Origin of the sequence: Achromobacter spanius (genome assembly GCF_029637605.1) — a bacterium.
Lineage (GTDB): Bacteria > Pseudomonadota > Gammaproteobacteria > Burkholderiales > Burkholderiaceae_B > Achromobacter > Achromobacter spanius_E.
In genome coordinates this window covers 5,884,297-5,911,244 of the sequence record NZ_CP121261.1, presented here as the reverse complement: position 1 = coordinate 5,911,244, position 26,948 = coordinate 5,884,297, and the positions used below count along the sequence as shown (strand labels likewise).

Below are 26,948 nucleotides of genomic sequence, written 5' to 3'. Positions count from 1 at the left end.
GCCATTCTAAATAGAGGGTTTATGCCGCTTCGGAGGCCATCATTTGCACGGCCGAATCTATGTCTACCGCAACGATACGCGAAACCCCTTGCTCTTGCATGGTTACGCCGATCAGTTGCTTGGCCATCTGCATGGCGATCTTGTTGTGCGAAATGAAAAGGAATTGGGTTTGCTCGCTCATGTTGGCGACCAGGTTCGCATAGCGTTCCGTATTGGCGTCGTCCAACGGCGCGTCCACCTCGTCCAGCAGGCAGAACGGCGCCGGGTTCAGCTTGAACAGCGCGAACACCAACGCGGTTGCGGTCAGCGCTTTTTCGCCGCCGGAAAGCAGGTGGATCGTGCTGTTGCGCTTGCCGGGCGGCTGGGCCATCACCTGCACGCCCGCGTCGAGAATTTCTTCGCCGGTCATGCTGAGCTTGGCCTCGCCCCCGCCGAAAAGCTTGGGGAAGAGCTCGCCGAAGTGGCCGTTCACGATGTTGAACGTCTCTTGCAGCAGCTCGCGCGTTTCACGGTCGATCTTGCGGATGGCGTCTTCCAGGGTCTCGATGGCGGTCATCAAGTCCTGGTGTTGTGAATCCAGGAAGCCCTTGCGTTCGCGCGACGTGTTCAGTTCGTCCAAGGCCGCCAGGTTGACCGAGCCCAACGATTCGATCTGGCGCGAGATCCGCCCCACTTCCTGTTGCAGCCAACTGGCGCGACGCCATTCGTCCGGCTGGTTGGCCAGGTCTTGCGCCAGCGCCTCGCGGTCGACTTCGCGCGCGTTCAATTGTTCGGTGAACTGCTCTTCGGCCAGGCGGGCGGCCTGTTCCTGCAATTGCAGTTCCATGATGCGCGCGCGGCGCGGTTCCAACGTCTGTTCCTGCTGCTGGCGGTCTTCGTCGGCCCCGCGCAGCAAGGCGGCCAGGTTTTCCAGTTCCTGGCGCGCGCGCGACAACGCTTCCTCGCGCTCGGCGCGGGCTTCCAGGGCGTCCTGCAAACCGGCTTGCGAAGCCGAGGCATCCAGCTCGACCAGATCGCCCATCAGTTGTTCCAGCTCAACCGCGCCACGCTGGCTTTGGTCGGCGGCCAATTGCTGATTGCGTTGCAGGTCGGTGATGCGGACCTGGATGCCGCGCTCGGCGAATTCGGCTTCCTGGGCGGCGCGCTCCAGCTCGCGCAGACGCGTGCGCGCGGCTTCGGCCTGGGCGGCCAGGGTTTCGCCGTCGATCTCGGCATCGGCAAAGCGCGATTGATGCTCGGCCAGTTCTTCGTCCAGTGTCTCGAAGCGGGCTTCCGCTTCTTCGCGGGTGGCGCGCAGGTCTTCTTCCTGAACCTTGATTTCTTCCAGGTCCTGACGCAGACGCGAGGCGCGTTCGCCGGATTGCTCCGCCTGCTGCTGCAGCCGCGAGTGCTCCAACTGGATGTCGTGTACGCGGCGCGTGACCTCGGCCACGCGCGTGCGCGCCGGGGCGATGGCTTGCGTGACCTGCTGCCAGGCCGCTTCGGCGCGGGCGACTGCCGCGCGGGCCTGATCCGCGATCAACTGCTGGGCCTTGATCTCGCGTTGCAGGTTTTCGATTTCCTGTTGGCGGGCCAACAGGCCGGCCTGTTCGGAATCGGGCGCGTAAAAGCGAACGCTGTGCGCGTCGATCAGATGGCCCGCCTTGACCACGCAGGCGCTGCCCGCGGGCAAGCTTGCCCGCATGGCCAGGGCCTGAGTGACGTCGGTGGCGGTGTAGATACCGGCCAGCCATTCATTCAGCAGCGTGCGCAGGTCGGGATCCGTGATGCGCAGCAGGCTGGCCAACGAGGTAAGACCGGCGGGCGCGGGCGGCACGGGGGCCGCGACAGGCAATTGGTAAAAGGCCAGCCGGGCGGGCGGTGCATCTTCGGCGAAGGCGCGGGCCCAATCCAGGTTGCGCACTTCCATCGAGGCCATGCGTTCGCGCAGCGCGGATTCCAGGGCGGTTTCCCAACCCGGCTCCACATGCAGCTTCTGCCACAGGCGCGACAGACCGGCAAGCTCGTGCTTGGCCAGCCAGGGTTCCAGGGCGCCCTGCTTCTGCACGTCTTCCTGCAACTTCACCAAGGCCGACAGGCGGGCCTCAAGGCGAGCCAGGTTCTGCGCGTCGGTCTGCGCGGCGGCCTGGGCGCGGCTGCGCTCGGCATCTGCTTCCGGCACGCGGCCTTCCAGCGTGGCCAGTTCTTCCTGGGCTTCCTGCAGTTGGTCTTCGCCCGCCAGACGGTCGCCCGCCAGTTGTTCCAGGCGGATGGGATCCGGGGCGTGCAGCTCACGCAGTTCCTGCTGCAAGCGCTCACGGCGCTGCTCCAGCACCTGCATCTGGCGATCGGCGTCGCGCTGGGTTTGGGCGACCAGCGCCAGGTTCTGTTCGACGCGGGCCAGGGCGGCGCGCATCTCGTCACGGCCGGACGCGGCTTCGCGCACGCGCTGTTCAACCGAGGGCAAGCCGGCCTGGGCGTCTTCCGCGGCGGCGCGCGCCTCTTCGGTGCGGGCGGCGGCGGCGGCCAGGTCGTCTTCGGCCTGGGCGATTTGTTCAGTGCAATGCTCGCGCTGGCTGGTCCATTCCGCGATCTGCTGCTGCAACTGGTCGCGGCGCGACTGCAAGCGATTGCGGGAATCGACCACATGGCGGATTTCGGCTTCCAGGCGGCTGACCTGGGCGTTGGCCTCATACAGCGCGCCCTGCGCGGTATGCACCGCGTCGCTGGCCGCATAGTGGGCCTGACGGCGGGATTCCAGCGCCGCTTCGCCCGCCCGCAAGCCAGCAATGGCGGCTTCGAGCTCGTTCTGGGCCTGCGCCATTTCCTGGGCCTTCCTGGCGCGCTCTTCGCGCGCCCCGGTTTCCTTCAGGAACCACAGGGAATGCTGCTTCTTTTCGCCGTCGGCCTGAAGCTCGCGGTAACGCGTGGCGACTTCGGCCTGGGCCTCCAGCTTTTCAAGCTGGCTATTGAGCTCGCGCAGGATGTCTTCAACGCGGGTCAGGTTTTCGCGCGTGTCGGACAGGCGGTTTTCGGTCTCGCGGCGGCGTTCCTTGTAGCGCGACACGCCGGCCGCTTCTTCCAGGAATACCCGCAGTTCTTCGGGGCGCGCCTCGATCAGGCGGTTGATCATGCCCTGCCCGATGATGGCGTAGCCGCGCGCGCCCAGGCCGGTGCCCAGGAAGATGTCGTGGATGTCGCGCCGCCGAACCTGCTGGTTGTTGACGAAATAGCTGCTGGTGCCGTCCCGGGTCAGCACCCGCCGTACGGCGATTTCGGCGTAGGTGCTCCACTGGCCGGCGGCGCGCCCTTCGCTGTTGTCGAACACCATTTCCACCGAGGCCCGGGCGGCGGGCTTGCGGTTGCCCGAGCCGTTGAAAATGACGTCCTGCATGGACTCGCCGCGCAGTTCCGAGGCCTTGGCCTCGCCCAGCACCCAGCGGACGGCGTCGATGATGTTCGATTTTCCGCAGCCGTTCGGACCCACCACGCCGACCAGTTGGCTGGGCACGGGAATCACGGTGGGATCGACGAAGGACTTGAAGCCGGCGAGTTTTAGCTGAGTAAGACGCACAGTACGATGACGACGGGGTGGGTTGACGAAAGGCGTTAACGGACCTGCCGCACAGATTGCAAACCGGCCCAAGAAGGGCCGGCTCACATATGGGTCGTATGATACCGCAGGCAGTCCGTGGCCAAACGTCAGCAACGGTCAACTCGCGGGCAAACGCTCAATGGCCCACGGCAAGGCACCGGCTATACTCCCTGACACTTTTTGGCACGACACATAATTTTCACGCGGACTGGCCGGGCGCTGGCCAAAGAACGGGGACATTCTTGAAACGTGGTTTCTATCTGGTCATGGCCGCGCAGGCCTTCTCGTCATTGGCGGACAATGCGCTGTTCATCGCAGCCATCGCCTTGATACAGGAGCTGCACGGCCCCGACTGGTTGGCGCCCATGATGAAATGGTCCTTCGCGCTGGCCTATGTGGTGCTGGCGGCCTTTGTCGGCGCCCTGGCGGACTCCTTTCCCAAGGGCCGCGTGATGTTCTCCACGAATGCCCTGAAAGTGGCGGGCTGCCTGCTGATGTTCTCGTACGCCAGCATCGGCGTCGCCCCCGAATACCAAACCTACCTGGTGTGCGCCGCCTACGCGGTCGTGGGTATCGGCGCCGCCGCGTATTCCCCCGCCAAGTACGGCATCGTCACCGAAATGCTGCCCCCGCACATGCTGGTCAAGGGCAATAGCTGGATCGAGGGCCTGACCGTCTTCTCCATCATCCTGGGCACGGTGCTGGGCGGCCTGCTTATCTCGTCGTCGGTATCCACCGCGCTGCTCAGCCATTCCTTCATCGGCAGCCTGGTGCACACGCCGGCCGAGGCCGCCATCCTGGTGATCGCCTTTGTGTATCTGCTGGCAGCGCTTTGCAATCTGTTGATTCCGCGCACGCACGTGCGTTATCCGCCGCAGCAGAAAAACCCGGTTCGGCTGATGCGTACCTTCTGGGGCTACGTTTGCGTGCTCTGGAAAGACAAGCTGGGGCAGATCTCGCTGGCCGTCACCACGCTGTTCTGGGGCGCGGGCGCAACGCTGCAGCTTATCGTCATCGAATGGGGCCGCAGCCACCTGGGCTATCAATTGGACAAGGCGTCGATGCTGATGGGCGTGGCCGCGCTGGGTACGGTGGTGGGTTCCATCCTGGCCGGCCGAATCCCGCTGCGCCGCGCCCTGACCGTGTTGCCGGTGGGCGCCGCCATGGGCCTGGTCGTGCTGCTGATGCCGCTGGTCTATTCGCCCTGGAGCGTCTACCTGCTGCTGCTCATCACCGGGGGCCTGGCCGGCTTCTTCGTCGTGCCGATGAACGCCCTGCTGCAGCATCGCGGCCACGTGCTGCTGTCGGCGGGCCATTCCATCGCCGTGCAGAACTTCAACGAACAGCTCAACATTCTGTTGATGGTGGCGATGTACACGCTGCTGCTGTGGCTGCAACTACCCATCAACATCATCATCGTCATCTTCGGCACCGTCGTCGCCGTGCTGATGGTGGTGTTCATGCGCTGGAGCAAGCGCAACATGCAGGACGACCCCGGGCTGCACGATCAGATTGGCCAGGAAGGCCACGGTCGCGCACTGGACTCCACGCACTAAACGATTGATCTGAAAGAAAAAACCGGGGATGTGAACCAACCCCCGGTTTTTTTTCGCCCGTGCGCCGACCGATTCGACATCAAACCATTCGCGACGCCAGCTTCAGGTCTTGCCAGGCACGCGCCTTTTCAGACGGGCTGCGCAGCAGATAGGCCGGATGATAGCTGACGATAAGCGGGATTTCGGCGCCGTCGTCCGTCTTCAACTGATGCACGCGGCCGCGCAGGCTGCCGATCGTGGCATCCGTGCCCAGCAGCGTCTGCGCCGCGAAACGGCCCAGCACCAGAATGCGTTCGGGCTTGAGCAGCGCAATCTGCCGCATCAGATAGGGGCTGCACGACGCGATTTCCTCGGGCTTGGGATTGCGGTTGCCCGGCGGCCGGCACTTGATCACGTTGGTGATGAAGACATCGGTGTCGCGGCTCATGCCCACGGCGGCCAGCATGGCGTCCAGCAACTGCCCGGAGCGGCCGACAAAAGGATGGCCCTGCCGGTCCTCTTGCTCGCCGGGCGCCTCGCCGACGACCAGCCAACGGGTGGGCGTCGCACCTTGGCCAAACACGGCGTGGCGGCGGCCCTGGCATAGGCCACACGCCGTGCATGCCACGACCTGCTCGCGCAATTCGTCCAGGGTGGCGTTCTTGACGGCTTCGGCCACCGGAACGCGCGGCGCTTCGACGGCCTCGTCCTCGACCGTCTTGGGGACCGGACGCGGTGGCGGGCCGCTGCGGTTCAGGATGGATGCCGGAATCGTCGGACGCCCGCTGGCCCGCCCTGTGGGAACGACAGCCTGCGCAGGCTGCTCGACCGCGGCGACGGCGTCTTGCGCCACGGCGGCGGCAGGCGCGACCGCGTTCGCGGCAATCGTCGGCGCGGCAGGCGGAACTGGAGAAACTGCTTTTGAAACAGTGGCTTGCGACGTGACGGCGGAAGCCATGTCAGCTGAAGGGGCCGCAACCGGAGCCGTGACAGCCGGGGGAGTGACGACAGGCGCTGGCCTTAACCACAGGCGCTCCATGCCGATTTCGCGCAGCCAGATCCGCTGTAGCGGATTGACGCGTGGCGCCGTCGCGGGGGTTGGCAGGCTCATGCCGCCACCTCGGCCACGGCGTTAAAGCGCTTCTGCATGACCAGCGCATCTTCGCGTGCGCCCTTCTCAGCGGGGTAATACCCCCGCCGCACGCCGATCTGCAAATAACCATGGTGCTGGTAGAAACTGACCGCCGACGTATTGGACGGGCGCACCTCCAGCAACACGCCTTCCAGCCCGCGCTCACGCGCTTGCTGCTCACACCAGTCCAGCAAGATGCCGCCCAGGCCTTGACGATGCAAATGTTTGGACACGGCGATCACCAGCAGATGCGCCACGTCGGGCGCGAACATCAAAATGCAAAAAGCCGCTACCTTGCCCTCACGCCGCAACACCCAGGCACCGTAGCCCGACGCCAGCGCGTCCGCGAAATTGCCGCGCGTCCAGGGAAACGCCTGCACTTGCGCTTCCAGCGCCACCACGTCGTCCAGATCAGCTAGCGTCAGCGGCTGCAGAGTTGCAGGAGTTTCGGGGATGGCGGGGCTTTCGGGGGTTTGATGGGCCTGCGACGCCAGCGTAGGCTGAGCCTTGGGGTTGCCGCCCTCGCCGCGCATGCGCTCGGCGGTGGTGAATGCGACCTTGTCGCGCACATACAGCGGCGCGGCGGATTCGGGCGGCAGCGCTTCGCCGCGCAGCCAGCCCTGGCGCGCCAAGCGGGCCACGCTGGCAGCCTCGGGACGCAATGCATCCGTGGCGCGGCGCCACGCGGCGGGCGGATTCATATCGGCCGCGTAGGCATCCCAGGCATCGCCCGCCAGCAGCGGTTGCAGCGGCTGGCCCACCTGGGCCGACCACTGGCTCAGATAATGCGCCGTCCAGGGCACAACTTCGGCCGCCGCGATCAGCAAGGGGGCTTGCAACACGTCCCAGCCGGCGTCATCAGCCACTGCGGCCTCCTGGCGGCGGTAGACGGCAAGATAAACCTCGTTCATGCGGGCATCCAGCGCCACAATGATGGCGTCTGCCGGCGTCGCCTGGGACACTTGGGCGGCGACCGCCTGGTGGGACACTACGGGCACTACGGGTATACCCAGCCCCAACCCCATCCCTTGCGCCATCCCGCAAGCCACGCGCAAGCCGGTAAAGCCGCCCGGGCCCTGCCCAAACGCCACGGCATGCAGCGCATCGGGCTTCAGGCCGGACTCGGCCAGCAGTTCGCCCGCCATCGGCAAGAGCCGTTCCGCATGCTCTTGAGACCCCTCGTGCTCGCGGGTCATGACCTCCAGGCGGCCATCGAGCACGCGCAAAAGGGCCACCCCACAACGGGACGAAGACGTTTCCAAAGCCAGCAGGTTTAGTTCCATAGATGCAGATTGTACGAAATACGGCGGCTTCGCCCCCGGTTGTAAGGGGGATTTCAACCATGGTTCGCAATGTGTAATATCTTGTGAACGCCCACTAGCCGCTGGTTCTTGTCACTGTTACATTTCCGGCCATGAATACGCAAAACACCACCCCCACCCGAAAAATCCTCGTCGTCGACGATGATCCGCGCTTGCGCGATTTGCTGCGCCGGTATTTGTCCGAGCAGGGATTCAACGTTTTCGTTGCCGAAGACGCCAAAGAGATGGGCAAACTCTGGCAACGCGAGCACTTTGATTTGCTCGTGCTGGATCTGATGCTGCCCGGCGAAGATGGCTTGTCCATCTGTCGCCGGCTGCGCGGTGGCCACGACAACACCCCCATCATCATGCTCACGGCCAAAGCGGAAGAAATCGACCGCATCGTGGGCCTGGAGATGGGCGCGGACGATTACCTGTCCAAACCGTTCAACCCCCGGGAACTGCTGGCACGGATCAACGCGATCCTGCGCCGCCGCGGCACCGAGGAGCATCCCGGCGCCCCCAGCCAGGAGAACGAATCCATCGCCTTCGGCCCCTACGTGCTGAACTTGTCCACCCGTACGCTCACGCGCAACGGAGAACAGGTGCCCATCACCACGGGTGAATTCTCGGTGCTCAAGGTCTTTGCGCGCCATCCGAAGATTCCCCTGTCCCGCGACAAGCTCATGGAACTGGCGCGTGGCCGCGAATACGAAGCTTTCGATCGCAGCCTTGACGTTCAGATCTCGCGCCTGCGCAAGCTGATTGAACCCAATCCGTCCAAGCCCGTGTTCATCCAGACCGTTTGGGGTCTTGGATACGTGTTTGTGCCGGACGGTGGTAGCTGACCGAGTCGCCCGCCCTGGGCAGGAGCGCAGCCTCGTGCCCCGCTTGCGCAGAACCTTCAGGAACCTGACTTCACGTTTGCGGCTCGGCTTGTTCGGCCGCACGTTCCTGCTGCTTGCCGCGCTGATGCTGGTCAGCCTGGGCGCGTGGCTACAAGTTTTTTTCAGCATGGAGCTGGGACCGCGCGCCAATCAAATGGCGCAGCGGGTGATCACGGCCGTCAATATCACGCGCACGGCGCTGATCTATTCCCAGAACGGCGAACGCAGCAAGCTCCTGCTTGACCTGGCCACCAACGAAGGCATTCAGGTCTATCCGCGCGAAGTCACCGACTTTGCCGAAGCCCTTCCCGACGACGACTACTGGCAGCGGGTGGCCCAGCACATCCGTACGCGCTTCGGTCCGGAAACCCAGATCGCCTGGGGGGTGAACCAGGTACCCGGCTTCTGGGTCAGCTTCCAGATTGAAAAAGACCTGTACTGGCTGGTGTTCGAGCGAGAGCAGATCGGGCTGACCGGCGGGATCGAATGGCTGGGATGGGGCGCCACGGCGTTGCTGCTTTCCCTTGTCGGCGCGGCGGTCAGCGTGGGGTTCGTGAACCGGCCCCTGTCCCGGCTCGCGCGCGCGGCCCAAGTACTGTCGCGTGGTGAAACGCCTGCCGCCTTGCCGGAGCAAGGCCCGCTGGAAATCCGCGACTTGAACGCCTCGTTCAACCGGATGGCCAAGGACTTGCGGCAGGCCGAGGCCGATCGCGAGCTGATGCTGGCGGGGATCTCGCACGACTTACGCACCCCGCTTGCGCGCATGCGCCTGGAAATCGAACTCAGCGGCGTGTCGGAAGATGCGCGCCAGGCCATTGACGAAGACCTGGGCCAGATCGACCACAGCATCGGGCAGCTGATGGAATACGCGCGGCCGGCGGGCTCGCTGCCGCAATTGGCGACGGACATTTCGGCCGTGCTGGCCGAACTGTACGAACGCGAGCGCAGCCACACCGCGTCGCTGGGCGGCGAACTCGAGGCATCGCTGGAACCCGGGTTGCGCGCCCGGATCACGGCGCTGGATCTGAAGCGCGTGGTCAGCAACCTGATCGAAAACGCCCGCCGCTATGGGCGATCCACCGACGGCATGGCCCATCTTGTCATGACGCTGCAAGCCGAGGGCGGCATGATCGTGATCGAAGTCTGCGACCGTGGTCCGGGCATCGCGCCCGAAGATGTCGACCGCTTGCTGCGGCCTTTCTCGCGCGGCGAAGCGGCACGTACTGGCGTGAGCGGCGCGGGGCTGGGCCTGGCCATTGTCGAGCGCCTGCTCAAGCACGTCGGCGGGTCGTTGCGGATGCTACCGCGCGAGGGCGGCGGACTGACCGCGCGGATAGAGTTGCCCAAAGCCAAGTTTAGGAATTATCAATTAGACAACGATAATCCATAGCGTAGAATTTATGGTTTAAGGCACTGCCTTATCTCCACCAACAACTACTGGGAGTAAACATGAAAACTGTTGGCGACAAACTCGAGCCCTTCAAGGTCACCGGCGTCAAGCCCGGCTTCAACCAGCACGAAGAAAATGGCGTGTCGGCGTTTGAAGACATCACCGAAAGCTCGTTCCCCGGCAAGTGGAAGGTGATCTACTTCTACCCGAAAGACTTCACGTTTGTGTGCCCGACCGAAATCGTCGGCTTCAACAAGCTGGCCAAGGATTTCGAAGACCGCGACGCCGTCCTGCTGGGCGGCTCCACCGACAACGAATTCGTCAAGCTGGCATGGCGCCGTGAGCATCCGGACCTGAACAAGCTGGGCCACTACCAATTCGGCGACACCACCGGTGCCCTGATCGACCAACTGGGCGTCCGCGAAAAGGGTGCTGGCGTTGCCCTGCGCGCCACGTTCATCGTTGACCCGGACAACACGATCCAGCACGTTTCGGTGAACAACCTGAACGTCGGCCGTAACCCGGAAGAAGTTCTGCGTCTGCTCGACGGTCTGCAAACCGACGAACTGTGCCCGTGCAACCGTACGGTTGGCGGCGCTACGCTGTAATTTCCAGCCCAGCCGGGGCCTGCTTGCAGGCTCCTCGCTGGGCTTTCATTGCGCTAGATTATAGGTAAAAACTATGGAATTTCTTACCACCATTAAGGAACAGCTCCCGGATTGGGCCAAGGATATCCGCCTGAATCTGGACGCCGTGATTGCCCGTTCGACCCTGGCGCCGGAAGACGCCGTGGGCGCCGCCCTGTCGGCCGCGTATGCCGCCCGCAGCCCGGTGCTGGTCGAGGCCTTCAAAAGCGGCCTGTCGGAAGGCGACGCCAACGCCGCCCTGACCGCGTCCGCGCTGATGGGCATGAACAACACCTGGTATCCCTATGTGGAAATGACCGGTGACGCCAACCTGAAGAGCCTGCCCGCCCAGTTGCGCATGAACGCCTACGCCACCCATGGTGGCGTCGAGAAAAAGCGCTTCGAACTGTTCGCGCTGGTCGCTTCGATCATTGGCAAGTGCCATTTCTGCGTGGCCTCGCACTATGAAAACCTGAAGAACGACGGCGTGTCGACGGAACAACTGCGCGACGCCGGCCGGATTGCCGCGGTCGTCAACGCCGCCGCCCTGGCGCTGGCCGCACAGGGCAAGTAAGCCGGTCTGAAGCCCCAGCCTGAAAACTCGGGCCGAAAACGAAGAAGCCCGCCTGCGTAAAAACAGGCGGGCTTTTTATCGCTTGCCGCTGTCTGCCGGCAACCGAGGCTTAGTTCTGCGCCGGCTTCACCGGCGCCGTCGGCAGCCCATTGGCCACCCAGGCTTCCATGCCGCCCCGGTACCAGTAGGCATCCCAACCCAACGTCCCGACACGCAAGGCCGCGTTGTACGACGATCGATCATTCATGCTGGCGCCCATCAGCACAATCGGCACGCCGCGATTGCCACCCGCCTTCTTCAACAGCCAGTCATCCAGCGCGCCTTGCAGGTGGTCCTTGACGCTGCCGTCCGACCCCGCGTCGGCCAACGGATAGGCGATGGGCAGCGTATCGCGCAGCCCGCTGGTATCGACGATGACGATATTCTTGTTGTTCGTTATCAGCGGCACCAGGTCCTTGGTCGTGATGACCTTGGCGCGGTAGTGCTGAACAGGCGTCGGGCCTTTATAAGGCGCCGTGAACAGCAAGGTGGTGGCCGGCACGCCGCTGTCTTTCAGTTCATCAAAGGGGCCGGTCGGCGCGGCAGCGCCCTGCCCTCGGCCTTGCCCTTGTCCTTGCCCAGCGGGCGCTTGCTGGCGCGGCGGCGGCGCCGAACCATCCTTGGCGACCACTTCGCCACCCACGGTGCCCATTTCAATGTCCGAGATCATCACCGCGATGTTCTCGATCAGCTCATAGCACATGGTGATCGAGCCTTCACGCGGGCTGTACCAGGCGTTCAGCTTGCCGCAGTCCTTGAAGACCACGTTCACGGGGCGCGGCAGCACATAGGTCTTGCCCAAGAGCTTGATGTTTTCGCTGATGGCGTCCGACAGATGCTTGGCGAACAGATTGCCGATCTTGCGCGTGGACGGTTCAAACACCACGTTCACTGGCGCGCCAGGCGCGTTGGCGGGCTGCAAGCCATCGGGTGTCCAGGTTCCCACGCGGGTATGAGGCGCCAGAATCTTGCGCCAGGCGCGATTCTGCTTGTTGAATTCGTCGGTGCAACGCGCCTTGGTGCGGTCTTCAAAGCCGGTTTGTCGCACGACGGATTCAAACACTTCGGGGTTGCCGCCGTACATGATGCACAGCATGTTGCGAAAGCGCTTCAGGTCGCCGGTATGCTCGTCCTGCCATGCCGAGGGGGCCTGGCCCTTACCCTCGGAAAGCTTGCCGCTGTAGTACCACTGCAAAGCGGCATAGGTTGCGGCTTCGCGCGCCATGCGGTCCACGTCCTTGCTGCCCGACGGGTACATGGTGGGTTCCACGATCTGCAGCGCCGCGTAGATATCCACGGCGTCTTCTTCCGCGCCGGTCGACGGCAATTCCAATTCGCCGATCAAGGCATGGCCGAATTCGTGCATGAAAATGCTCTTCATCAGGCCGATGTACACCGCGACGATACGCTCGGTGTCGCCGCCGAAACGCGGGTACGGACCCGCGCCCTGCAAGCCGGAATTATTGCTGCCTTGCGCGGGTGCCGACTGCGGCGGCGCGGCGGGCGGCTGCGTGTTCTGCGGACTGGTCCCCGCGCCACCACCACGAGGCGGTAGTCCGGACCGGGGCGGCAGTCCGGCAGGCGGCGGATTTTGCGCGGCTTGCGGAGTGCCCTTGTTGGTGGTGATGGCAAAGTCCGCAACGCCGAACGTGCCAACGTCATACGCCATGATGCCGATGTCGCCGCCCAGCGCGGGCACATCGGCAACGTCGCCGATCTTCTGGCCGTTCACGATGAAGCGCGCGGCGCCGGGCACTTCAACCACTTTGATGCGGTCCGAGCCGTCCAGCTTGGCCACATTGGGCACCGAGCCGAAATCGCGGCGGTTCTGGCCTTCCAGACAGAATAGCTGAGTATTCTTGTCCGCCGAAATCTCAAGCAGGCACAGGCTTTTGCGCGGGCGGTTGTTCAGCACCACGCCGATGGAAGCCTTGGGGTTTTGTGAACTGACGACCACGTTGACGTCGGTAATGCGGCCGGCATCCGGCGCAGGGCCCACATTCACGTAAAGCGTTTGCTCGCTACCGGGCGTACCCGGGTTCCGCAAGGTGAACCAGCCATCCTGCAGCCCTGCCGTCCAGCCCTGCAACAGCTGCTGCTTGACCGTGCCCGCCAGAGGCCCAAGCTGTTGTTCAAATTCGGCGTGCGCCGGAGCGCACACTGCACCAAGGACGAAAAGCAGGGCTGCGCCACGTAAATGCATCCGAATTTCTCATGATCAGATTTAGGTAGCGCGCAGAATATTCCGAATCATATGGACCCGCTTATTCATTTGTTAAAGATGTATGCCAACGTAAATGGCAGGCGTGATCACGCGTCGATCACGCGTCCGTCCGGGCCAGCAGCGTGACAACGGTGGCGGCGATGCCCTCCTTGCGGCCCAGGTAACCCAAGCCTTCGTTGGTCTTGGCCTTGATGTTCACATCGGCCTCGGCCAGCCCGATATCGGCCGCAATGTTCTTCACCATGGCGGGCGCGTGCGGGCCGATCTTGGGGGCCTGCGCATGCAACGTCGCGTCGATGTTGACGGGCGTCCAGCCCGCGGCGCGCACGCGCGCCATGGCTTCGCGCAACAGCACACGGCTGTCTGCCCCCTTGAAGGCGGGATCGGTATCCGGAAAATGCCGCCCGATATCGCCCAGGCCCGCTGCGCCCAGCAGCGCGTCGGTAATGGCGTGCAGCAGCACGTCGGCATCGGAATGGCCCAGCAAACCATGGGTGTGCGGGATCGTGACACCGCCGATGATCAGCGGCCGGCCTTCGACCAACGCATGCACGTCAAAGCCCTGCCCGACGCGAAAAGGAATGCTCATAACCATTTTTCCATCAGTTCGAAATCATCCGGCCACGTCACCTTGAAATTGCGCAAGGCGCCGGGGACCAGCAACGGCGCGTAGCCGGCCGCCTCAAGCGCCGAGGCTTCGTCGGTAACGGTCACGCCATTCACGGAGGCCGCCGTCAGCGCATCGCGCAGCACACCGGCCCGAAACATTTGCGGCGTCTGCGCCAGCCACAGGCCATTGCGGTCCAGCGTGCGTTCGACGCGATCGTGCCCGCCCTTGACGGTGTCGGCCACGGGCAACGCCAGCAGGCCGCCCACGGGGTCAGCCAGGCAGGCGTCGATCAAGCGGCGCAACGCGCTTTCAGGCAGCCCGGGGCGGGCCGCATCGTGCACCAGCACCCAGGTATCGTCGGCCACGCCGCTATCGGCCAGTGCGCCAGCCACGGTATCGGCCCGCGTCGCGCCGCCGCACGCGCGCCAAACGGTGCGCGGCAAGCCCGCCAGTGCCGCGTCCACCCAGCCATCGCCCGGCGTCACTGCCACCCGCACCTGCGACACGCGCTCATCGGCCAGCAAGGCAAGCACCGCATGGCGCAGCATGGGCTGTCCGGCCAATGGACGATATTGCTTGGGCACGGGCTCGGCGCCGGGCTGGCTGGCACGGGCGCCAACGCCCGCGGCGGGAACGATTGCAATGATTGAGTCAGACATGGTGCGGTGATTTTATAATCTTCCGCTTGATGCCTGCTTCCACCCTGATGCCCACCCCCACTTCCCCCGCCACCGCCGCGCCGCCCGTCCCCGCGACCGCCTCAACTTTGTCCGCGCTGAAAGCCGGCGCGCGCTATGCGCAGCCCCGGCCGCCCGGCTCGGGAGACGCCTGGCTACTGGCGGACTTGGCCCGTCAGGCGTCCGCGCCCGTGGTCATCCTGACCGCCGAGCCGGTGGAGGCCCAGCGGCTGGCCGAAGAGATTCAGCTTTTCGCGCCGGACTTGCGCGTCAGCCAGTTGCCGGACTGGGAAACGCTGCCCTACGACGCCTTTTCGCCGCACCAGGATCTGATTTCCCAGCGCCTGCACACGCTGCATTCGCTGATGATGAAGACAGTGGACGTGCTGACGGTGCCCATCACCACCGCCTTGTACCGCCTGGCGCCGCCGTCGTTCCTGGCCGCCTACACGTTTTCGTTCAGGCAGAAAGACAAGCTGAACGAAGCGGCCTTGCGCGCGCAGTTGACGCTGGCCAACTACAACCACGTGACCCAGGTCACCGCGCCAGGCGAATTCTGCCTGCGGGGTGGTCTGATCGACCTGTTTCCCATGGGCTCGGTCGTGCCCTACCGGCTGGACCTGTTCGACGACGAAATCGAAACCATCCGCAGCTTCGACGTGGACACCCAGCGCAGCCTGTACCCCGTGCGCGAAGTCCAGTTGCTGCCCGGCCGCGAATTTCCCATGGACGAAGACTCGCGCACCCGTTTCCGCGCGCGCTTTCGCGAAATTTTCGAGGGCGATCCGTCCCGCGCCCTGCCCTATAAAGATATCGGCAACGGCATCCCGTTCGCCGGCGTCGAGTACTACCTGCCCCTGTTCTTCGAAGAAACCGCCACGCTCTTCGATTACCTGACCCAGGGCACGGTCACCGTCACCATTGGCGATATCGACGACGCCATCCAGCGCTTCAATCAGGACACGTCCAGCCGCTACAACTTCCTCAAGAGCGACCGCGAGCGCCCCGTGCTGCCGCCTTCGGCGTTGTTCCTGGATAACGAAACGCTGTACACGCGGCTCAAGGAATTCCGCCGCCTGTCCTTGACCGCCGGCGACCCGCATCCCGATTTCCGCGCCGTGCCCGACGTCAGCGTGGCGCGCCGTTCCGACGCCCCCATCGCCAAGCTGCGCGCCTTGGTCCAAACACGCGAGACCCGGGTATTGCTATGCGCCGACTCCGCCGGCCGGCGCGAGACCCTGGTGCAGATGCTGAACGAATTCGGCGTCACGCCGGACGCGCAGCCCGACACGATCGAAGCCTTCCTGGCGTCGGACGCCAACTTCGGCATCGTCGCCGCGCCGCTGGCCACGGGCTTCGGCCTGCCGCAAGCCAACCTGGCCTTCCTGACCGAAAACGACCTGTACCCAGGCCACGCCAACACGGGCCGCCGTGGCAAGCGCGACCAGGAACGCGCCAGCAACGTCGAAGCCATGGTGCGCGACCTGTCCGAACTGCGCGCCGGCGATCCCGTCGTCCACGCGCAGCACGGCATCGGCCGCTACCACGGTCTGGTCAACATGGATATGGGCGAAGGCGAGATGGAATTCCTCCATCTTGAATACGCCAACGGCAGCACGCTCTACGTGCCGGTGTCACAACTGCATGTGATCGCGCGCTACAGCGGCGCCGACCCCGACGCGGCGCCGCTGCACCAACTGGGTTCCGGCCAGTGGGACAAGGCGCGCCGCAAGGCCGCCAAGCAAGTGCGCGACACCGCCGCCGAACTGCTGGCGCTGTATGCGCAGCGCGCGGCCCGCGAAGGCTTCGCCTTCAACCTGCCCTTGAACGATTACCAGGCGTTCGCCGAGGGCTTCGGCTTCGAGGAAACCGTCGACCAGCGCGCCGCCATCGAAGCCGTGATCGCCGACATGACGTCGGGCCGCCCGATGGACCGGCTGGTCTGCGGCGATGTGGGCTTCGGCAAGACCGAAGTGGCCTTGCGCGCCGCCTTCCTGGCCGTGGCCAACGGCAAGCAGGTCGCCCTGCTCTGCCCCACCACGCTGCTGGCCGAACAGCACGCGCAGACGTTTTCCGACCGCTTTGCCGATTGGCCCGTGCGCGTGGTGGAACTGTCGCGTTTCCGTTCCGCCAAGGAAGTGGCGGCCGCCGTCGAAGGCATCAACGACGGCCGGGTCGACATCGTGATCGGCACGCACAAGATCCTGTCCAAGGATGTGAAATTCAAACGCCTGGGACTGGTCATCATCGACGAGGAACACCGCTTTGGCGTGCGCCAGAAAGAAGCGCTGAAGGCGCTGCGCGCCGAGGTCGACGTGCTGACGCTGACGGCCACCCCCATTCCGCGCACGCTGGGCATGTCGCTGGAAGGCATCCGAGATTTCTCCGTCATCGCCACCGCGCCGCAAAAGCGCCTGGCCATCAAGACCTTCGTGCGCCGCGAAGACGGCAGCACGCTGCGCGAAGCGCTGTTGCGCGAACTCAAGCGCGGCGGCCAGTGCTACTTCCTGCACAACGAGGTGGAAACCATCCACAACCGCCGTGCCCGCCTGGAAGAACTGGTGCCGGAAGCGCGCATTGCGGTGGCGCACGGCCAGATGCCCGAGCGCGAGCTGGAACAGGTGATGAAGGGCTTCTACCAGCAGCGCTACAACGTGCTGCTGTGTACCACCATCATTGAGACCGGCATCGACGTGCCCACCGCCAACACCATCGTGATCCACCGCGCCGACCGCTTCGGGCTGGCGCAGTTGCACCAGTTGCGCGGCCGCGTGGGCCGCTCGCACCATCAGGCCTACGCCTACCTGCTGACGCCCGGCGAAGACGCCATCACCAGCAATGCCAAGAAGCGCCTGGAAGCGATCCAGGCCATGGAGGAACTGGGGTCCGGCTTCTACCTGGCCATGCACGACCTGGAAATCCGCGGCACCGGCGAAGTACTGGGGGATTCGCAGTCGGGCAACATCCAGGAAGTGGGCTTCTCGATGTACAACGAGATGCTCAACGAAGCCGTACGCGCGCTGCGCGCGGGCGAAGAGCCGGACCTGGACGCGCCCTTCAACCTGGCCTGCGAAGTCAATTTGCATGCGCCCGCCCTGCTGCCGTCCGACTACTGCGCCGACGTGCATGCACGCCTGGGCATCTACAAGCGCCTGGCGCACGCCGCCGACGAAGACGACCTGATCCGCATCCAGGAAGAACTCATCGACCGCTTCGGCAAGCTGCCCGAAGCGGCACAAACTCTCTTGACCTCGCATCGCCTGCGCCTGGCCGCGCAGCCGCTAGGCATTGTCAAGATCGACGCCAGCGAAACCCAGGCGCTGATCCAGTTTGGCCCCAAGACCAGCGTCGACCCGGCCCGCATCATCGAACTGGTGCAACGCCAACGCAACATCAAACTGGCCGGACAGGATAAATTGCGCGTTGAGATCAAAGCCGCGCAGATCCCCGCTCGCTCAGACGCCGTTCGCGCCGTGCTGCGTGCCTTGAAGTAAATCCACGACCTTCTTACTTTTCTTATGACCACCCATCACCTTGTCGTCCAATCCCCCGGCCTTCGCATCGAACAGGCCGAGCAACTGGCCGCCATGGCCCAGGCCCAGGGCGTGGCGCGCATCAGCAACACCGCCGCCCGCTTGCTGGACGTTCAGCACGACGCCCTGACCCGCGCCGAAGTGGTGGCCTGGGCCGAACAGCACGGTGTCGATGTGGCGTTCGTGCCTGCCGGGCTGAAGCTGTCTGACTGCAAGGTGCTGGCGATGGACATGGATTCCACGCTGATCAACATCGAGTGCATTGACGAGATCGCAGGCGTGGTGGGCGTGAAGGACAAGGTGTCTGAAATCACCGAAGCCGCCATGCGCGGTGAAATCAAGGACTTCGCCGAAAGCCTGCGCCGCCGCGTCGCGCTGCTCAAGGGCGTGCCGGCCGAGGCGCTGGAACAGGTCTATGTGGAAAAGCTGCGCCTGAACCCCGGCGCCGAACGGCTCATCTCCACGGCGCAGGCAGCCGGCATCAAGGTGCTGCTGGTGTCGGGCGGCTTCACCTTCTTTACCGACCGCCTGCGCGAACGCCTGAAGCTGGACAGCGCCCACGCCAATACGCTGGAAATCGACAACGGCGTGCTGACCGGCCACGTGCTGGGCGACATCCTGGACGCGCAGGCCAAAGCCGTCTACCTGCGCGAATTCGCGCGTACCCACGGCGCCACCAAAGACCAGATCATCGCCATGGGCGATGGCGCCAACGACTTGCTGATGCTGGGCGCCGCGGGCTTCCCCGTGGCCTATCACGCCAAGCCGGTGGTGCGCGAGCAAACGCGCTTCGCCTTGAACGTCACCGGGCTGGACGGCGTGTTGAACTGGTTTGAAAGCTGATTTCGGCCGGATTTCAGCAGGCAAAAAAATAGCCACCGATCAAGGTGGCTATTTTCATTCCCGCGCCCGCTCAGTAGCGCATCTTCAGCGTCAACAACGCCGCGCGGCCGGTACCCAGCGCCGCATAGTGCGCCGCGTAGGCCTTGGTGTAGTACGTTTCGTCGAACAGGTTCAGCACGTTCAACTGCGCCGAATAGTGTTCGTTGAATTCGTAGGCCGCCATGGCGTCGAAACGCCAGTACGACGGCACCCAGCGCGCCTTGGGCGTGCCGTTGGCGTTGCGGGTGGCGTCTGAATTGCCGTAGACCTTGTCCACGTAATAGGCGCCACCGCCCACCGTCAGCTTGGGCAATACCTTGTAGGTGGTCCACAGGCTGAAGGCATTGCGCGGGGTGTTGGGCAGGTCCTGGCCGACGGCGCCGCTGTTGTAGGCGCCCTTGGTCATTTCGCTGTCCATGAAGGTGTAGCCACCGAACACGTTCCACTTGGGCGTGATGCTGCCCGAGAAGCCCAGTTCGATGCCGCGCACCTTGGCCTCGCCCACCTGCGCCACTTCAGTGGCCGACACGGCCACGCTGGTGTTCTTGCGGATGTCGTGGAATGCCGCTGCCGACAGCGTCAGGCGGTCGTCGAAGACTTGCCACTTGGTGCCCACTTCCACGGTGCGGCTCTTTTCAGGTTCCAGCGATGAATTGCTCAGCGACGTGGCATCACTGGTGGCGCTGGCCGCAATGGCCGAGGGCGTGGACGAGGTGCCGTAGGTGGCGTAGATGGTGCCGTTGGGCAAGGGCTTGTACGCCAGGCCGACCTGGTAGTTGAACAGGTTGTCGTTGCGGCTGGTGCTGTAGAAATCCGGCGTGCCCGCCGGGTCGTTACGGCCGGCGGCGATGTTGCTGCCGCTGGTACGGTAGTTGTCCCAGCGCGCGCCCAGGCTGGCTTGCCACTGCTCGTTGAACTTGATGGTGTCAAACCCGTAGAGCGCCAAGGTGTCCGTGTTGTAGCGCGCGGGGTTGTTGTTGCGGGTCAGGGTGCCCGGGTAGTCGGTGCCGGGGTCCGGGTCCCACAAGGACGCGCACAGTGCCGGGTTGGCGTAGGTGTTGACGCCGGCGGCGCTGGTTGCGGTCACGCAGTTGCTGCCGCCCGTGGGCACACCCGATTCCTTGTAGCCATCCTTGTCCTGCTTGATGTTGCTGTATTCGAAGCCCAGGTCGAACGAATGCTTGAGACTGCCCGTCTCGAATTCACCCGTCAGGTCGGTCTGGTTGGCGAAGCTCTTGGTGACGTAGTAACCCGACTTCAAGGCACGGTACACCAGCCCATTGGGCACGTTCAGCTTGCTGTCGTCCGGGTTGGTGGCGGCGAAGTCCGTCGTGCCACGGCCATAGCGGGTCACGTTGCGCAGTTGCAGCTTGTCGGAAAAATCATGCTGGAAGTCCACGGTGGCCACGTCGTCGCGCGTCTTCATGAAGTCGCGCCCGGTCAGTCCGTAAAACGACTTGCGGCTGACGCCCATGGTCTCCGTCACCGACTGCCCCGTCTTGGGGTCATACGGGATCGAGTAATCCGGCATGCTGTCGTCTTGATAGTGGTAGTAGCTCAGCGTGATGCGCGTCGGCGTACCCACGCCCAGCATCAAGGACGGCGCCACGCCCCAGCGTTCGAAGTCCACGGCATTGTCGCGGCCGGCCACATCGCCCTTGTTGCCCATCACGTTCAAGCGGAACGCGGCCTTATCGGCCAGGCGCCAGTTGCTGTCGATGGTGGCGCGATAGTTGTTGTCGGTGCCGATCTGCGCGGTGGCTTCGGTGAAGTCCGTCACCTTGGGGGCCTTGCTGACCATGTTGATGCTGCCGCCCGCGCCCCCCCGGCCCGAATACACCGAGTCCGGGCCCTTGATGACTTCCACCTGTTCCAGGTTGAAGGTGTCGCGCACCTGCGTGCTGGAATCGCGGATACCGTCCAGGAACAGGCTGCCTGCGGAATTCTGACCGCGGATGATGGGCAAGTCGCCGCCCGGACGGCCGCCTTCGCCAGCGCCGAACGTGATGCCCGGCGAGTTGCGCAGCACGTCCTGCAAGGTCGACGCGGCTTGGTCCTGGATCACCTGTTTCGGCACCACCTGCACCGTGCGCGGCGTGTCCAGCAGAGGTGCCGTCATCTTGGGCGACGGCACCGTGGTGGTCTGGTATGAAGAGCCTTCGCCCTCTACCCGCACCGGCGCAAGCTGCGTGACGCCCGAATCCGCGGACTGCGCGGCGGCGTAGGGGCTGATGAACAGGGCGGGCGCCGCTATGGCCGCGGCAAGCGAGGTAGCGAGCGTATTCAGTGAATACGAATCTTGGGGCTTCAAACCAGCTTCTCCAGAACGTGAATAGCAACGATTCTTGTTTTTTTACAGGTTGCGATTTTGATCCTGGCGGCTGAATGACACCTGAATGAAAGCTGAGTGGTGCGCAAAAAGATGAAAAAACAACAGTGGCGGCGCATAGGGGGACACGGTCGCCGCCGGCCGCCATAGCCTCTCCAAGCCGCGAGGCCCGAGGTGTGATGAGTTTCAAGCACCCAAAAGAAAAACGCCCCGTAGGGCGTTTTCAAGGTACTGGCGGGGCTTTTACACCCGCAAGCGAGGGTGACGCTTGAATAAATAGCGATACACGAAGCCCGGATAGGCCAGCACCAGATACAGGCTGAGGGTAATGGCGTAGAACTCCCACGTCTGGGCAAACCGATTGCCCAGCGTGGACTCGAAGGCAAAACCCAACGCGCCGACGATGGCGTAAAACACCAGCACTTCAACCAGACGCATCCAGAACGGCTTGACCGCCACCGCCCCACCCTGCTTCCAGGGCAAGACGGCAAACACCCGTTCGGTCAGGAACGGCAGGTTGGCGCTGACCAGCGCCAGCGCGATCAACAGCCATACCGCCAGCGTCTGGTTCATGGCTGTATCCCGCTTACAGGCTCAGCGACGACCGGATGGCCTGTACGCACAGTGCCATCAGGCCACCGGGCAACAAGCCCAGCACCAGCATCATGGCGCCGTTGATCGACAGCAGACCGCGTTGGCCGCAGGTCGCGACGATCGGGGCCACATCAGCCACCGGCTCATCGAAGTAAACGACCTTGACGACACGCAGGTAGTAGAACGCACCGATCAGCGAGAACAGCACCGCCACCACCGCCAGCGTCACGTGGCCCGCGCTGATCAGCGCTTGCAGCACGGCCAGCTTGGCGTAGAAGCCCACCAGCGGCGGAATGCCGGCCAGCGAGAACATCAGCAGCAGCACGATGAAGGCATGCCACGGGCTGCGGCGGTTCAGGCCCTTCAGATCGTCGATGTGCTCGCACTCGAAACCCTGACGCGACAGCAGCAACACGATGCCGAAGCTGGCCAGCGTGGTCAGCACGTAGGTCAGCATGTAGAACAGCGACGCGCCATAGGCGGCCGACGACAGTTCCGGTTTGCCATCCACCGCACCCGACATCAGGCCCAGCAGCACGAAGCCCATGTGCGAGATGGTCGAATACGCCAGCATGCGCTTGAAGTTGGTCTGCGCGATGGCGGTCAGGTTACCGATCGCCAGCGACAGCACCGCCAGGATCATCAGCATCGGCTGCCAGTCGGCGGCCAGGCCATGCAGGCCATCCACCAGCAGGCGCAGGGTGATGGCGAAGGCGGCCAGCTTGGGCGCGCCGCCCAGGATCAGCGTGACGGCAGTCGGCGAACCTTGGTAGACGTCCGGCACCCACATGTGGAACGGCACGGCGCCCAGCTTGAACGCCAGGCCCGACACCAGGAACACGATGCCGAAGACCAGCGCCATCTTCTCGGCTTGGCCGGCGGCGATGACCTTGGACACTTCAGCCAGGTCCAGGTGACCCGTGGCGCCGTAGACCATCGACATGCCGTACAGCAGGAAGCCCGAGGCCAACGCGCCCAGCACGAAGTACTTCATGGCGGCTTCGGTGGCGACGACGTCATCGCGGCGCAGCGCGATCAGCGCGTACAGCGCCAGCGACATCAGTTCCAGGCCCAGGTAGATGGAGATCAGGTTCCCGGAGGAAATCATGACCATCTGGCCCAGCAGCGCGAACAGCGTCAGGACGTAGAGCTCGCCGCCCTTGAGCATGTCACGCACTTGCGCATAGACACGGCCATAGACCAGCGTGGCGCCCACGGCAATGTAGGACGCGATCTTCAGCAGGTGCGACAGTTCGTCGGTGACGTACAGACCGTGGAAGGTCGCGCCCGCAACGCCGTTCATCCATTGGACGGCCGACACGACGGTCAGCGCGCCCAACACCAGCAGGGTCAGCAGAAACGTCGGCTTGCGCTCGGGGTGATTGCTGACCGCGTCGACGAGCAGGATAGCCAGGCCGGAAACCAGCAGAAGGATTTCCGGCGCCGCCAGGGCGAAATCGATTTGGGATTGCATCATTGTCTTGTCTTACAGTTTCGAGACGGCAACGTGTTGCAGCAGGGCCTCGACCGATACGTGCATGACGTCGGTAAAGGGCTTGGGATAGATCCCCATGTACAACACGGCGATCGCCATCACGCCAAGAATCACAAATTCGCGGCGGTTGATATCGGTCAGCTCGCGGACGTGGTCATTGGCGATGTCGCCCAGGACCACACGCTTGACCATCCACAGCGAATACGCAGCACCCATGATCAGGGCGGTAGCCGCCAACAGGCCGATCCAGAAGTTGTGCTCGACCGCGCCCATGATCACCATGAACTCGCCGACGAAACCGCTGGTGGCCGGCAGGCCGCTGTTGGCCATCGAGAACAGGATGAAGAACGTGGCGAAACGCGGCATCACGTTGACCACACCACCGTAATCGGCGATCTGGCGCGAGTGCATGCGGTCGTACAAGACGCCGATACACATGAACATGGCGCCCGACACGAAGCCGTGGGAAATCATCTGCACGATGGCGCCTTCGACGCCGGCCGTGTTGAAGATGAAGAAGCCCAGCGTCACGAAACCCATGTGGGCCACCGACGAATAAGCCACCAGCTTCTTCATGTCTTCCTGGATGATCGCCACCAGGCCGATATAGATCACCGCGATCAGCGACAGCGTGATCATCAGGCCGGCCAAGCTGTGCGAGGCATCGGGCGTGATCGGCAGCGAGAAGCGCAGGAAGCCATAGGCGCCCAGCTTCAGCATGATTGCGGCCAGCACGATGGAGCCGCCCGTGGGCGCTTCCACGTGCACGTCCGGCAACCACGTGTGCACCGGCCACATCGGCACCTTCACCGCGAACGCCGCCAGCAGCGCCACGAAGATCAGGATCTGTTCGGTCTGGCCCAGCTTGACCTGGTGCCAGGTCAGGATGTCGAACGAACCACCCGATGCATGCCACAGGTAGATGAACGCGATCAGGGTCAACAGGGAACCCATCAGCGTGTAAAGGAAGAACTTGAATGCCGCGTAGATACGGTTATCGCCGCCCCACGCCCCGATGATGATGTACATCGGGATCAGCGTGGCTTCGAAGAACACGTAGAACAGCATGCCGTCCAGCGCGGCGAACACGCCCACCATCAGACCCGACAGGATCAGGAAGGCGGCCATGTACTGCGCCACGCGGCTGGTGATGACTTCCCAGCCGGCCAGCACCACGATGACGGTGATGAACGCGGTCAGGAGGACGAACCACAGAGAAATGCCGTCGATGCCCAGGTGGTAGTTGACGTTGAAGGCTTCGATCCACGAGGCCTTTTCCACGAACTGCATGGCAGCCGTGGTGTTGTCAAAACCGGTGTAGAGCGGAATCGTGACGAGGAAACCGGCAACGGCGCCAGCCAGCGACAAGCCGCGCGCCAGACCGGGACGGTCGTCACGGCCCACCGCCAGCACCAGCAGGCCGAATACGATCGGGACAAAGATCGCAAGCGTGAGCCAGGGGAAAGTGTTGGATGCCATCTCGCTTGCCATCATTGGGGAATCAGCACAAAGAAAGTCACCAGCGCCATGATGCCGATGATCATCGCGAACGCGTAGTGATAGATGAAGCCGGACTGCAGGTGGCGGCTGACCGCGGCCACCCAGCCGACCAGGCGAGCGCTACCGTTGACCAGCAGGCCATCGATGATGCCACGGTCGCCTGTCTGCCACAGGCCACGGCCCAGGGCGCGCATGCCGCGAGCGATGATCTGCTCGTTGACCCAGTCCACGTAGTACTTGTTTTCAAGCACCTTGTTCACGCCGGACAGGTTGGCCTTGATGGCGGCCGGAACCTTGGGATTGATCAGGTAGCAGTACCAGGCAATGACGAAACCAGCCACGACCAGCCAGAACGGCAGGGTCTGGAAGGCATGCAGGCCATAGGCAACCCAGCCGTGCCATTCTTCTTGCAGTTCGTGCATGGCCGGATGCTGCGGCAGCACCGTGATCACGCCGTTGAAGAACTTGCCGAACAGCATCGGGTCAACCGCCCAGGCGCCAACCAGCACCGACGGAATCGCCAGCAGGATCAGCGGCAGCGTCACCACCCAGGGCGACTCATGCGGCTTGCCGCCATGATGGCCGTGGCCGTGGTCATCGTGACCGTGACCGTGGTCGTCATGGGCATGATCGTCGTGGCCGTGACCGTGGTCGCTGGTGTCAAAGCGTTCCTTGCCGTGGAAGACCAGGAAGTACACGCGGAACGAGTACAGCGACGTCACGAACACACCGATCAGCACGGCGTAGTACGCGAAGCTTGCGCCCCAGACGTTGGCGTGGCCGGCCGCTTCGATGATGTTTTCCTTCGAGTAGAAACCCGAGAAGAACGGCGTGCCAACCAGGGCCAGCGTACCCAGCAGGAACGTGATCCAGGTGATGGGCATGTACTTGCGCAGGCCGCCCATGTTGCGGATGTCCTGGTCGTGGTGCATGCCGATGATGACCGAGCCCGCGCCCAGGAACAGCAGCGCCTTGAAGAAGGCGTGGGTCATCAGGTGGAAAATGGCCACCGAGTAGGCCGAGGCGCCCAGCGCGACGGTCATGTAGCCCAGCTGCGACAGCGTGGAGTACGCGACAACGCGCTTGATGTCCGTCTGGATGATGCCCAGGATGCCCAGGAACAGCGCGCCGATGGCGCCGATCACGATGATGAACGACAGCGCCACGTCCGACAGTTCGAACAGCGGCGAGAAGCGCGCCACCATGAAGATACCGGCCGTCACCATGGTGGCGGCGTGGATCAGCGCGGAGATCGGGGTCGGGCCTTCCATGGAGTCAGGCAGCCAGGCGTGCAGCGGAACCTGGGCCGATTTGCCCATGGCGCCGATGAACAGGCAGATACACGCCACGGTCAGCAGCATCCAGTCAGAACCCGGCAGGGTCATCGCGGCCAGCTTGTCGGCTTGGGCGAAGACTTCGCCGTAGTGCATCGTGCCGGCGTACGCGAACAACAGGCCGATACCCAGCACGAAGCCGAAGTCACCAACGCGGTTGATCAGGAATGCCTTCATGTTGGCGAAGATGGCCGTCGGGCGGGTGTACCAGAAACCGATCAGCAGGTACGACACCAGGCCCACTGCTTCCCAGCCGAAGAACAGCTGCACCATGTTGTTCGACATCACCAGCATCAGCATGGAGAACGTGAACAGCGAGATGTACGAGAAGAAGCGCTGATAGCCGGGGTCGTCAGCCATGTAGCCGATGGTGTAGATGTGCACCATCAGCGACACGGAGGTCACCACGACCATCATCATGGCCGACAGCGGATCGATCAGGAAGCCGATTTCCAGCTTGGTCTGGCCGATGAGGCTCCAGGTGTAGACCGCGCCGTCAAAGCGCAGGCCGTTCAGGACGTCGCCCAGCACCACCACCGAACCGATGGCCGAGATGAGCACGCCAAGAATGGTGATGACGTGGGATGCGCGGCGGCCGATGGGACGGCCCAGGAAGCCGGTGCCGAAAAGGCCCGCGAGAATTGCTCCGGCCAGCGGTGCCAGCGCGATGAGCAAGTAGAGATTGGGTGAGCTAGACATTTTCTTCCAATAC

At 63.8% G+C, this 26,948-nt stretch carries 18 protein-coding genes; 7 read left to right on the top strand and 11 right to left on the bottom strand.

Annotated features, from left to right (window positions below; genetic code table 11):
* Window positions 1-19: 19 nt before the first annotated feature.
* Entirely contained in the window at window positions 20-3,553 is a 3,534-nt protein-coding gene (smc, locus tag P8T11_RS26445; protein WP_268079304.1) for a chromosome segregation protein SMC, read from the bottom strand.
* Window positions 3,554-3,816: 263 nt separating this feature from the next.
* Here smc and lplT point away from each other — a divergent pair, with 263 nt between their 5' ends.
* Entirely contained in the window at window positions 3,817-5,130 is a 1,314-nt protein-coding gene (gene lplT / locus P8T11_RS26440) for a lysophospholipid transporter LplT (protein WP_268079305.1), read from the top strand.
* A gap of 79 nt (window positions 5,131-5,209) precedes the next feature.
* Here lplT and P8T11_RS26435 read toward each other — a convergent pair whose 3' ends face one another.
* Together P8T11_RS26435 and tsaB are read right to left on the bottom strand one after the other, a co-directional pair.
* A complete protein-coding gene (locus P8T11_RS26435; protein ID WP_268079306.1) occupies window positions 5,210-6,220 on the bottom strand; it encodes a uracil-DNA glycosylase in 1,011 nt (336 codons plus the stop codon).
* Window positions 6,217-7,524, bottom strand: a complete 1,308-nt coding sequence (gene tsaB, locus P8T11_RS26430; protein WP_268079307.1) for a tRNA (adenosine(37)-N6)-threonylcarbamoyltransferase complex dimerization subunit type 1 TsaB — start codon at window positions 7,522-7,524, stop codon at window positions 6,217-6,219. The genes P8T11_RS26435 and tsaB overlap by 4 nt, the downstream gene beginning before the upstream one ends.
* Window positions 7,525-7,655: 131 nt before the next feature.
* On the opposite strand from tsaB, the gene risA reads away from it, so the two are divergent.
* The 4 genes from risA (at window position 7,656) to P8T11_RS26410 (ending at window position 11,019) form a co-directional block, all read left to right on the top strand.
* Complete coding sequence (risA, locus tag P8T11_RS26425; protein ID WP_003813882.1) at window positions 7,656-8,390, top strand: response regulator transcription factor RisA; 735 nt, start codon at window positions 7,656-7,658, stop codon at window positions 8,388-8,390.
* Window positions 8,391-8,424: 34 nt separating this feature from the next.
* Window positions 8,425-9,819, top strand: a complete 1,395-nt coding sequence (gene risS / locus P8T11_RS26420; protein ID WP_050448558.1) for a sensor histidine kinase RisS — start codon at window positions 8,425-8,427, stop codon at window positions 9,817-9,819.
* A gap of 59 nt (window positions 9,820-9,878) precedes the next feature.
* Entirely contained in the window at window positions 9,879-10,427 is a 549-nt protein-coding gene (locus P8T11_RS26415; protein WP_006217982.1) for a peroxiredoxin, read from the top strand.
* Window positions 10,428-10,500: 73 nt separating this feature from the next.
* The gene (locus tag P8T11_RS26410) at window positions 10,501-11,019 is read left to right on the top strand and encodes a carboxymuconolactone decarboxylase family protein (RefSeq protein ID WP_100857370.1); all 519 of its coding nucleotides are present in this window, start codon (window positions 10,501-10,503) and stop codon (window positions 11,017-11,019) included.
* Between the two features lie 109 nt (window positions 11,020-11,128).
* Here P8T11_RS26410 and P8T11_RS26405 read toward each other — a convergent pair whose 3' ends face one another.
* From P8T11_RS26405 to ispD, 3 genes are all read right to left on the bottom strand, one after another.
* Window positions 11,129-13,261: a DUF4344 domain-containing metallopeptidase gene (locus P8T11_RS26405; RefSeq protein WP_268079308.1), complete on the bottom strand. Its 2,133-nt coding sequence runs from the start codon at window positions 13,259-13,261 to the stop codon at window positions 11,129-11,131.
* A 118-nt stretch (window positions 13,262-13,379) separates the two neighbouring features.
* On the bottom strand, window positions 13,380-13,871 hold the full coding sequence (gene ispF / locus P8T11_RS26400) for a 2-C-methyl-D-erythritol 2,4-cyclodiphosphate synthase (RefSeq protein ID WP_268079309.1): 492 nt from the start codon (window positions 13,869-13,871) through the stop codon (window positions 13,380-13,382).
* Complete coding sequence (gene ispD / locus P8T11_RS26395; RefSeq protein ID WP_268079310.1) at window positions 13,868-14,551, bottom strand: 2-C-methyl-D-erythritol 4-phosphate cytidylyltransferase; 684 nt, start codon at window positions 14,549-14,551, stop codon at window positions 13,868-13,870. The genes ispF and ispD overlap by 4 nt, the downstream gene beginning before the upstream one ends.
* 47 nt (window positions 14,552-14,598) lie before the next feature.
* On the opposite strand from ispD, the gene mfd reads away from it, so the two are divergent.
* Window positions 14,599-18,063 carry a transcription-repair coupling factor gene (gene mfd, locus P8T11_RS26390; protein ID WP_268082499.1) on the top strand — a complete coding sequence of 1,155 codons (3,465 nt, stop codon included), beginning with the start codon at window positions 14,599-14,601 and terminating at the stop codon, window positions 18,061-18,063.
* Window positions 18,064-18,087: 24 nt separating this feature from the next.
* Window positions 18,088-18,945 carry a phosphoserine phosphatase SerB gene (gene serB, locus P8T11_RS26385; protein ID WP_268079311.1) on the top strand — a complete coding sequence of 286 codons (858 nt, stop codon included), beginning with the start codon at window positions 18,088-18,090 and terminating at the stop codon, window positions 18,943-18,945.
* Between the two features lie 70 nt (window positions 18,946-19,015).
* On the opposite strand, the gene P8T11_RS26380 is transcribed toward serB, so the two are convergent.
* The 5 genes from P8T11_RS26380 to nuoL form a co-directional block, all read right to left on the bottom strand.
* Window positions 19,016-21,295 (bottom strand): TonB-dependent receptor, encoded by a 2,280-nt coding sequence (locus P8T11_RS26380; RefSeq protein WP_268079312.1) that lies wholly within the window; start codon window positions 21,293-21,295, stop codon window positions 19,016-19,018.
* A 261-nt stretch (window positions 21,296-21,556) separates the two neighbouring features.
* A complete protein-coding gene (locus tag P8T11_RS26375; protein ID WP_268079313.1) occupies window positions 21,557-21,886 on the bottom strand; it encodes a DUF2818 family protein in 330 nt (109 codons plus the stop codon).
* A gap of 13 nt (window positions 21,887-21,899) precedes the next feature.
* A complete protein-coding gene (gene nuoN, locus P8T11_RS26370; protein WP_268079314.1) occupies window positions 21,900-23,384 on the bottom strand; it encodes an NADH-quinone oxidoreductase subunit NuoN in 1,485 nt (494 codons plus the stop codon).
* Window positions 23,385-23,393: 9 nt separating this feature from the next.
* Window positions 23,394-24,896: an NADH-quinone oxidoreductase subunit M gene (locus P8T11_RS26365; RefSeq protein WP_259251950.1), complete on the bottom strand. Its 1,503-nt coding sequence runs from the start codon at window positions 24,894-24,896 to the stop codon at window positions 23,394-23,396.
* Window positions 24,893-26,935, bottom strand: coding sequence for an NADH-quinone oxidoreductase subunit L (gene nuoL, locus P8T11_RS26360; RefSeq protein ID WP_268079315.1), 2,043 nt, complete (start codon window positions 26,933-26,935; stop codon window positions 24,893-24,895). Before nuoL ends, P8T11_RS26365 begins: the two co-directional genes overlap by 4 nt.
* Window positions 26,936-26,948 lie beyond the last annotated feature (13 nt).

What these genes read in the sequence shown, in the direction of transcription:
- P8T11_RS26435 (WP_268079306.1), bottom strand. Translation starts at nt 6,220, where the DNA reads ATGAGCCTGCCAACCCCCGCGACGGCGCCACGCGTCAATCCGCTACAG.
- tsaB (WP_268079307.1), bottom strand. Translation starts at nt 7,524, where the DNA reads ATGGAACTAAACCTGCTGGCTTTGGAAACGTCTTCGTCCCGTTGTGGG.
- risA (WP_003813882.1), top strand. Translation starts at nt 7,656, where the DNA reads ATGAATACGCAAAACACCACCCCCACCCGAAAAATCCTCGTCGTCGAC.
- P8T11_RS26415 (WP_006217982.1), top strand. Translation starts at nt 9,879, where the DNA reads ATGAAAACTGTTGGCGACAAACTCGAGCCCTTCAAGGTCACCGGCGTC.
- P8T11_RS26410 (WP_100857370.1), top strand. Translation starts at nt 10,501, where the DNA reads ATGGAATTTCTTACCACCATTAAGGAACAGCTCCCGGATTGGGCCAAG.
- P8T11_RS26405 (WP_268079308.1), bottom strand. Translation starts at nt 13,261, where the DNA reads ATGCATTTACGTGGCGCAGCCCTGCTTTTCGTCCTTGGTGCAGTGTGC.
- ispF (WP_268079309.1), bottom strand. Translation starts at nt 13,871, where the DNA reads ATGAGCATTCCTTTTCGCGTCGGGCAGGGCTTTGACGTGCATGCGTTG.
- ispD (WP_268079310.1), bottom strand. Translation starts at nt 14,551, where the DNA reads ATGTCTGACTCAATCATTGCAATCGTTCCCGCCGCGGGCGTTGGCGCC.
- mfd (WP_268082499.1), top strand. Translation starts at nt 14,599, where the DNA reads ATGCCCACCCCCACTTCCCCCGCCACCGCCGCGCCGCCCGTCCCCGCG.
- serB (WP_268079311.1), top strand. Translation starts at nt 18,088, where the DNA reads ATGACCACCCATCACCTTGTCGTCCAATCCCCCGGCCTTCGCATCGAA.
- P8T11_RS26375 (WP_268079313.1), bottom strand. Translation starts at nt 21,886, where the DNA reads ATGAACCAGACGCTGGCGGTATGGCTGTTGATCGCGCTGGCGCTGGTC.
- nuoN (WP_268079314.1), bottom strand. Translation starts at nt 23,384, where the DNA reads ATGATGCAATCCCAAATCGATTTCGCCCTGGCGGCGCCGGAAATCCTT.
- P8T11_RS26365 (WP_259251950.1), bottom strand. Translation starts at nt 24,896, where the DNA reads ATGATGGCAAGCGAGATGGCATCCAACACTTTCCCCTGGCTCACGCTT.
- nuoL (WP_268079315.1), bottom strand. Translation starts at nt 26,935, where the DNA reads ATGTCTAGCTCACCCAATCTCTACTTGCTCATCGCGCTGGCACCGCTG.